Here is a 7,341-nt window from a genome sequence, read left to right on the forward strand (position 1 = left end):
CGATCGCTGGCAACTTTTGGGCGAGCGAAACTGTTTCTTTGATTCATAACGGGCGTGCGGCGCCCGTGGAACGCTCTGAAGAGGACTAAAGAGTTTTTCATTCTTATCTCAGCTTTTCAGTCGGTTTCAACCGACTTTCGCTATTAGCCAGGGGTTTCAACCCCTGGCGGTTGTGGCAACACCGCTAGAATGCAAGCAACATAGGAAAAAACCCGGTTTATTCTAATTTTGCGCTAATTTGGGCGGCCGCCCCATTAAACCGGTCATCAAGCGCAAGGCTAAAAACCTCACTGGGGGAATTGTCCGCAAACACCACAATCCGAAGCGGCGAAATGCTACAATTGGCAGCCAAGTATTGGAAAATAATCTGTCTAGAAAATCGGTAAATCCTAACACGATTAAATTCTCTTTTTTGCGCCAGTTGTGATACCGTTTCAATACTCGCAAGTCGCCGATGTCTTCGCCTTTTTGGTGCGCTTGCTGCAAGATTTGGGCGATCGCCCCTGCATCTCGAATGCCCATATTTAATCCCTGGCCGCCGACGGGATGGCAGCAGTGGGCCGCGTCGCCAATTAGTGCTAATCTGGGCAAAACGTAGCGATCGCTCTGCATTAACTGCACCGGAAACAAAAAGCGATCGCTCTCCAATTCCAAACGCCCCAAAAGCCCGCCCGTGCGCTGTTCCAACAAAGTCAAAAACTCTGTTTCATCCATTTGTTGCAAAGCTTTTGCTTCCGCGTGCGGTGCTGTCCAAACTACTTGACAGCGGTTCCCAGGTAATGGTAAAACTCCCATCGGGCCGCTCGGCCAAAAGCGCTCAAAAGCGATATCATTGTGCGGTTTTTCTGCTTTAATAGTGATAGCAACGCAGGATTGCCAGTATTTCCAGCCGCGAGTGCTGATGTTTGCTTCGGTGCGGATGCGCGATCGCGAACCGTCGGCGGCGACTAATAATTTGGTGCGAATAGTCCGAGTTTCGCCGTTTTGTTTGACTTCTATTTCCGCGCAATCGGTTAAATATTTTACCTCGACTACTTCCGCCGGACAAACCCAACTAAAATTCGGGTTTTTTGCCAAAGATTCTTGCAAAGCTGACAGCATGACTCGGTGCTCGCCAACATAACCTAAAGCTGCTTTTGGTACGGGCAATTTGCCAGTATTTCCCAAATCCGGGCGGTGGAATTCGACGACACCGGGATAGTCGCCGTCGCAGAGGCTAATTTGCTCGAAGGTGGTGATTTGCGGCAAGATTTGCTGCCACACGCCGATACCTTCTAAGATCATTCCTGATAGCAGGGTGATTGCATAGGCTTGTTTTTTGGCTGCGGCGGCGGCGGGGAGTTGGGTTTCAATTATAGCGATTTTCAATCCAGAATCTTTTAAGGCGCTGGCTAAGGTGGCCCCGACTATGCCGCCTCCGACGATGGCTATGTCAAAGTCGAGTGTCGGTGTTTGCGTGGAGGCTGTTGTTGCAGAAAGTTGGTTTACAGGCATTTTCAAGGGATTTTGTCAAAGTTAATTGGATTGTTACTTTGTTATTGTAAAGAATTATTTCGATTTAGGGCGATCGAGAAGAGGAGACTATCGGCATTCGTGAAAATCAAGGTTTTCAGACTACGAGATCCAAATGCAAGTCTTGGATGCACTCGCTACCTCAGAAACCCGGTTTCTCCCTATATTTCTCGTCACTAAACGCAAAACTCGTAGAAACCCGGTTTCTAGCCCCTCCCGATGGATCAGCCCTGAAACTAATGACTAATGACTAATGACTAATGACTAATGACTAATGACTAATGACTAATGACCATTTCCTTTGTGTTTTCGGCAGCCAGCGCTGATACTTTTTGGGAAATGGGAATTTCTATGACAAACTCTGCACCTTCGCCGGGCGCGGAAATACACTGCAATTTGCCTCGGTGTTTTTCAACTATAATCTGATAGCTGATTGACAGCCCCAAGCCTGTGCCTTTGCCCACTGGTTTAGTAGTAAAAAATGGGTCGAATAACTTGTGAATAACTTCTTGATTGATTCCCCTTCCGTTGTCGGAAATACGAATTTTTACTGTGTCTGAATTGGCACTGGTGTTAATCCGAATTGTGTTGTGGTGAGAATATATTTCTTTTGAAGAATGAGTGCTGTTGTACTCTTCGAGGGCGTCGATCGCATTTCCTAAAAGATTCATAAATACTTGATTGAGCTGACCTACATAGCACTCGACTGGGGGAAAATTGCCGTATTCTTTGATAATCTCAATCGCGGGACGAAGTACATTAGCTTTGATCCGGTGCTGCAAAATTAGCAAAGTGCTTTCGATTCCTTCGTGAATGTCTACTAGCTTCATCTGCGATTCGTCGAGTCTGGAAAAGTTGCGTAAGGATACAACTAAGTCGCGGATGCGATCGGCTCCAACTTTCATTGATTCCAAAATCTTCGTAAAGTCTTCCATTAAGAAATCGATTTCAATATCTTCGGCTGCTTCTACAATTTCCGGGACGGGATTTGGGTATTTTTCCTGGTAAAGGTGGAGCAAACCGAGCAAGTCTGTGGCGTATTGGGTGGCGTGGGTGATGTTGCCGTAGATAAAGTTAATCGGATTGTTAATTTCGTGGGCGACGCCGGCGACTAGCTGCCCGAGAGAAGAGATTTTTTCGGTTTGGATTAGTTGAGTTTGAGTTTGGTGCAACTCGCGGACAGCTTTTTCGAGCTCGGCTGCTTGTACTCGATACTGTCCCTCGGACTGCTTGAGTGCTTCCAAAACTTCCACCCGATCGCTAATATCGGTGTGAGTTCCCACCCACTCGCGAACGCTGCCGTCGGCGGCCAAAATGGGGACGCCCCGCACCCAGAAGTGTCTGTAGCTGCCGTCTGCGGCCCGCAAGCGGTGCTCGATTTCATAGAGACTTTTTGTTTCTAGGGCCCGAATCCAAGCTTGTATAGTGCGATCGCGGTCTTCAGGGTGCACTGCTTCTATCCAGTTGTCGTTGTCTCCAAAACTCAAGCCCGTATAAGCTATCCAATCAGGCTGAGGTCTCTCGGCGATTCCGTTAGCGTCTGTCATCCAAACCATCTGTGCGGTGGCCATTGCCAGCGATCGGTATCTTTCCTCGCTCAGACGCACAAATTCATCGGCTTCTCGGCTGGCTGTCACGTCGCGCAAAATTGCTGTGAATATGATTTCGCCTGCAACTTCAAGTTTGGAAATAGAAGCTTCGGCGGGAAATTCCGTACCGTCTCGGCGGCGGGCAAAAATTTCTTTGCGGCTGCCCATTTTTCGGGCTTGTTTAACGCCACCGCCGAAATTACTGACGAGGTGGCTGTGAGGGGCGACAAAAGCTTCGGGCAACAGCAGGCTCAGGGATTGCCCGATCGCCTCAGCAGCAGTCCACCCGAAAATCCGTTCTGCACCTTGGTTGAACAGGATAATTTTTTGCTCAGCATCCACGGAAATAATCGCGTCGTCGGCAATTTCTACAATGCCGGCGAAACGAGCTTGAGACACTTGCAGCGCTTTTTCAGCTTCTTTGCGATCGCTAATGTCGCGGGCGATAGTTGAAATGTATGTGAGTTTGTCGTCCGGCCCGGAGTGGGAGATGATGACTTGGCTGACGGGAATTTCGACCCCCGATGCTGACACGAAGGCTGTTTCTCCACTCCAAAAGCCCTCGGAAACAGCGGTGGCGATCGCTTGATTCAAACTGCTCCGGCCTGACGCTGGCGTGAATTCTGTAACTTGTAGGTTGGATATATCTTCGTTTTCGTCTATACCCACCATTTTTCTGCCTGCATTGTTGATGTAAACGGGGCGTCCTTCGAGGTCGCAGATACCTACAAAATCCGGGGTTGCTTCCAGAATTGCTGCCAGACTTCTGTTGGCGATTTCGGCTTTTTTGCTTTCAGTAATATCCCGCGCGATGGTAACTATACCGCTGATCTTTCCTAACCCGTCCCGGTAAGCACTTTTTGTAGAAAGAAATGTCCTCAAATTTCCTTTGACTGGCAGTTCTTCTTCGATCGCTTGCGTTGTTCCCGTTGTCATAATTGGGCGATCAGTTTTTCTAATTTTGTCGGCAATTTCTGGGTGAAATAACTCGCTGTCATCTCTGCCGATAATGTCGTCTACAGACTTGCCAATTATACTTGCTCCTGCAGCATTGAGCATCAGGTAACAGCCCTGAATATCTTTGACAAATAGGGCCGCAGGCGTACTGTTGATTACTGCCAGCAAAAGGTTGTAGCTTTTTTGAAGCGCCTGCTTGGTTGTTTTAGTGTCGAAAATTTGATCCTGCAATTGCTCATTGGCGAGTTGCAGTTGAATAGTCCGTTTCTCAACTTGATTTTCTAAGTCTAATTTAGCTTTCCTCAGTCCCAGTTCCGCTCGATAGCGCTTCCGGTCTGCGCTGCAAAGAGTTTTGGCATTCTGCCAAATCAGAACTGTAAAAATAATCACGTTCAATACGCTCAACAGCGATATTCCTACCTCCGGCGTGTAGGCTTGTAACCGCTCTCCCGAGAGGATTAAATAACCCACTAAAGGCGGGATAATGATTGCCCGTGGTAACAAGCGCCTCGCCATGATGCCGCCCGCACGATCGCTCGCCATTACTGCTATCAATCCTCGCTCTGGGCTGGCAAATAAAATGCCGACGCTCAGCAACATAAATGCTGCGGACGTGTGCAAAGCCATTCCTGTATTATCGCCAATTTGGTAAAATAAAGTTTTGTCGTAGAGGTAGCCTATCAAACCCATAAATGCAATTAAAAATGCAGAACAGCTTAAAATTTGAATCCGCAGGTATTTAGGCCGACGTTCTGACAGCAGCAGCAGCGCTGTTCCCAGCAATAAAAAAGCACCAGCAGTATTCGGCGCCATGCGTCCTGGTGTTCCGGTGATTGTCAAGGTGTAACTTTCTTTAAATAGCAGTTTGTCGATGCCTAAGTCTAAATTAAAGCTATATTGAACAAGGGTTAATAGGCTAATTAATATAATTAAAAATGAGCATCCCAAAACTAAATTTTTGTATTTTTTTTGAGACTTTCTTGCTGTTAATTTGGCGCGCCGGATCTGTTGGATGAATAGAGAAAACCCGCCCAAAATAAAGCAGACCGCAGTATTGGCTTTCATGGTCACGAGTCCGGGCAGAATGCTTTTTAAGAGTTGCAGATCGAATATCCAACCCAAAATGACTGTACAGCCGATCGCCATTACTGCAATACTCGCTTTTTTGGAAAAAGACTGGACAGCAGCCATTCGGGTTGAGGGCCTTTGCAGTTGTTGTGTTCGTTCAAAAACTTCCAATTTCTCGCTCCCTCTAATTATTTGGTTTCTACGTATTTAAGGTAACAATAAACACTCTAGTGATATTGTTGCCCGCTATACAAAGCTGCTTAAGATTTTCTCAAAGCTGGCTAGCATAAAATATGAATTATTTTATCTAACTTTAGAGAGATAGTCAAATGAAGGTTGAAGACTCTTCTGTAGAAGGCATCCGGCAGAATTATATAATTTTTATTGGTAGCAAATTAAAAAAAAATTCCTTGTTCCTTGTTCCTTGTCCCTGCGATCTCGGAAATTGGCGCCCGATCCATCGGCAAGACCGAGTGTTTTTACTCAGTACATGGAGGGATAATGGTAGCGGATGAATCTCTCGGCAACAAGATCTCTCGCATTGTAAACCGGGTGCTGCGGGTGTGGGAAATGCGATCGGCAGAACAGATAAGACTCGGCGGTTGAAACCGCTACTACAAAAACAAAGTCCGCCTGCGCGGACTAAAGAGGGGATATTAAAGTCGGATTTGGTAGCTGTCAACTGTCAACTGTCAACTGACAACTGGCAACAGTCAACTAACTCCCAAATTTTGAAGTGCTTCCAAAGCTTCGGTTGCTGAGGGGTAACGCTGGGGGAAAGCGTAGAGTACCATCTTGTCTAAAACGCGAGCCAACTCCGGGGTGACAGTTGCATTTTTCTGCCAGATGAGATTCCCTAAATTATCAACTCTGAGTTGTTTCGGGCGCATTCCTGTCAAGGCTTGAATCCCGATGAGCCCGACAGCATAGATGTCGCTGCACAATTTCGGGGAACCGATGGCTTGTTCGGGAGGAATATAATCTTGCTGAGTCCCACCGCGCGATTTCGTTTGACCGATGCTGTTTTGTGAAGTGTTGATTTCTTTAACGGCCCCAAAGTCAATTAATACAATCTTGCCATCTGATGTCCGCCTGATTAAGTTTTGAGGGTGAACGTCGCGGTGAATTACATCTTGTTTGTGAACAAAAACAAGCACTTCCAAGATATCTTTCAACAAATCAATAACCTGATGTTCTTCCCAAGGTTGACCTTCGATTAGTTCTTGATACAGCGGTTGCCCTTCGATGAATTGATAGACTAAATAAAAATACCCATCTTCTTCAAAGCGAGCTAACAATTCTGGTATCCGATCGTGTTGGCCCAATCGATATAAAACCCGCGTTTCTCGATCGAATAGGTGGCAGGTTCTCTCAGACTGGCTTTTCAGGCGCTTGACGAGGCACAAAGGTCGATCGGGCAAATTTTCATCTTCAGCCAGATAGGTATCGCTGTACTCGGTGCTGACCAAATGTTCTCTGATTCGGTAACGCATTCGCAGCAGCTTTTGCAATATCGGATCGACAGAATTAGCTGGCTGTGTGCCTTTTTGTACAGATCTCATGATACAGTCCCAAAGATTTGCTCCGACTACTCTTTCTTCTTCGCCAAGAATTCCTGCTTGTCTCAGTACCTTGGTGAGATATTTCCACAAGTTGTAGCCGACATACCGCCCCAGGTAGCCCACTGTATACCCGCGGGCGATCGGATCGTTTTGCTGAATTTCTTGGTAAGTCAAACCCCCTACAACGCCTCGAATTATCGACTGTTGCAACCGACTTAGGTGTTTTTCCGTTTGTTCGTATACCAGATTGTCCAAAAAAATTATTGCTTCTTCTACCGTCATAGCTTCATATTTTAAGTGATTTGTACAGGAGCCACGCATTTTTATATCCCTAGATTTCTGTTATATATGATTTATCTTAAATTTGCTAGATTGTCTATTTATTGAAATATATTTTTACCAATATGACTTTTATGACTTTATGTTATGAATTTTATGAATTGACGTTTTAAGTAGTTACTGCTACTATCTCAACTACAACTTTTAACTAGAGAGTACATTGCCAAATTAGGGTCTCGCAAATTCGACTGTACAACTCCAAACATCAGAAACGACTGTTGTCAATTAATAGGTAAATTGTAAGGATTCAGGTCTTTGATTGGGGAACAAGAGAAGGCATGAAAAAGCCACAAGAATGGGCAGATATAGCATCA

3 protein-coding genes are annotated in these 7,341 nt (G+C 46.0%); all 3 read right to left on the reverse strand.

Annotated features, from left to right (window positions below):
- Positions 1–222: 222 nt before the first annotated feature.
- Positions 223–1,494 (reverse strand): FAD-dependent hydroxylase, encoded by a 1,272-nt coding sequence (locus QUB33_RS28395; protein ID WP_333357653.1) that lies wholly within the window; start codon positions 1,492–1,494, stop codon positions 223–225.
- Positions 1,495–1,790: 296 nt separating this feature from the next.
- The gene (locus tag QUB33_RS28400; protein WP_333357656.1) at positions 1,791–5,297 is read right to left on the reverse strand and encodes a PAS domain S-box protein; all 3,507 of its coding nucleotides are present in this window, start codon (positions 5,295–5,297) and stop codon (positions 1,791–1,793) included.
- Positions 5,298–5,839: 542 nt separating this feature from the next.
- Positions 5,840–7,009, reverse strand: a complete 1,170-nt coding sequence (locus tag QUB33_RS28405) for a serine/threonine-protein kinase (RefSeq protein WP_333357659.1) — start codon at positions 7,007–7,009, stop codon at positions 5,840–5,842.
- Positions 7,010–7,341: the final 332 nt, after the last annotated feature.

It is taken from the genome of Microcoleus sp. B3-A4, from assembly GCF_036705385.1.
GTDB lineage: Bacteria > Cyanobacteriota > Cyanobacteriia > Cyanobacteriales > Microcoleaceae > Microcoleus.

Excerpts from the sequence above, each read along its gene's own strand:
- QUB33_RS28405 (WP_333357659.1), bottom strand. The coding sequence starts at position 7,009 with ATGCGTGGCTCCTGTACAAATCACTTAAAATATGAAGCTATGACGGTA.
- QUB33_RS28395 (WP_333357653.1), bottom strand. The coding sequence starts at position 1,494 with ATGCCTGTAAACCAACTTTCTGCAACAACAGCCTCCACGCAAACACCG.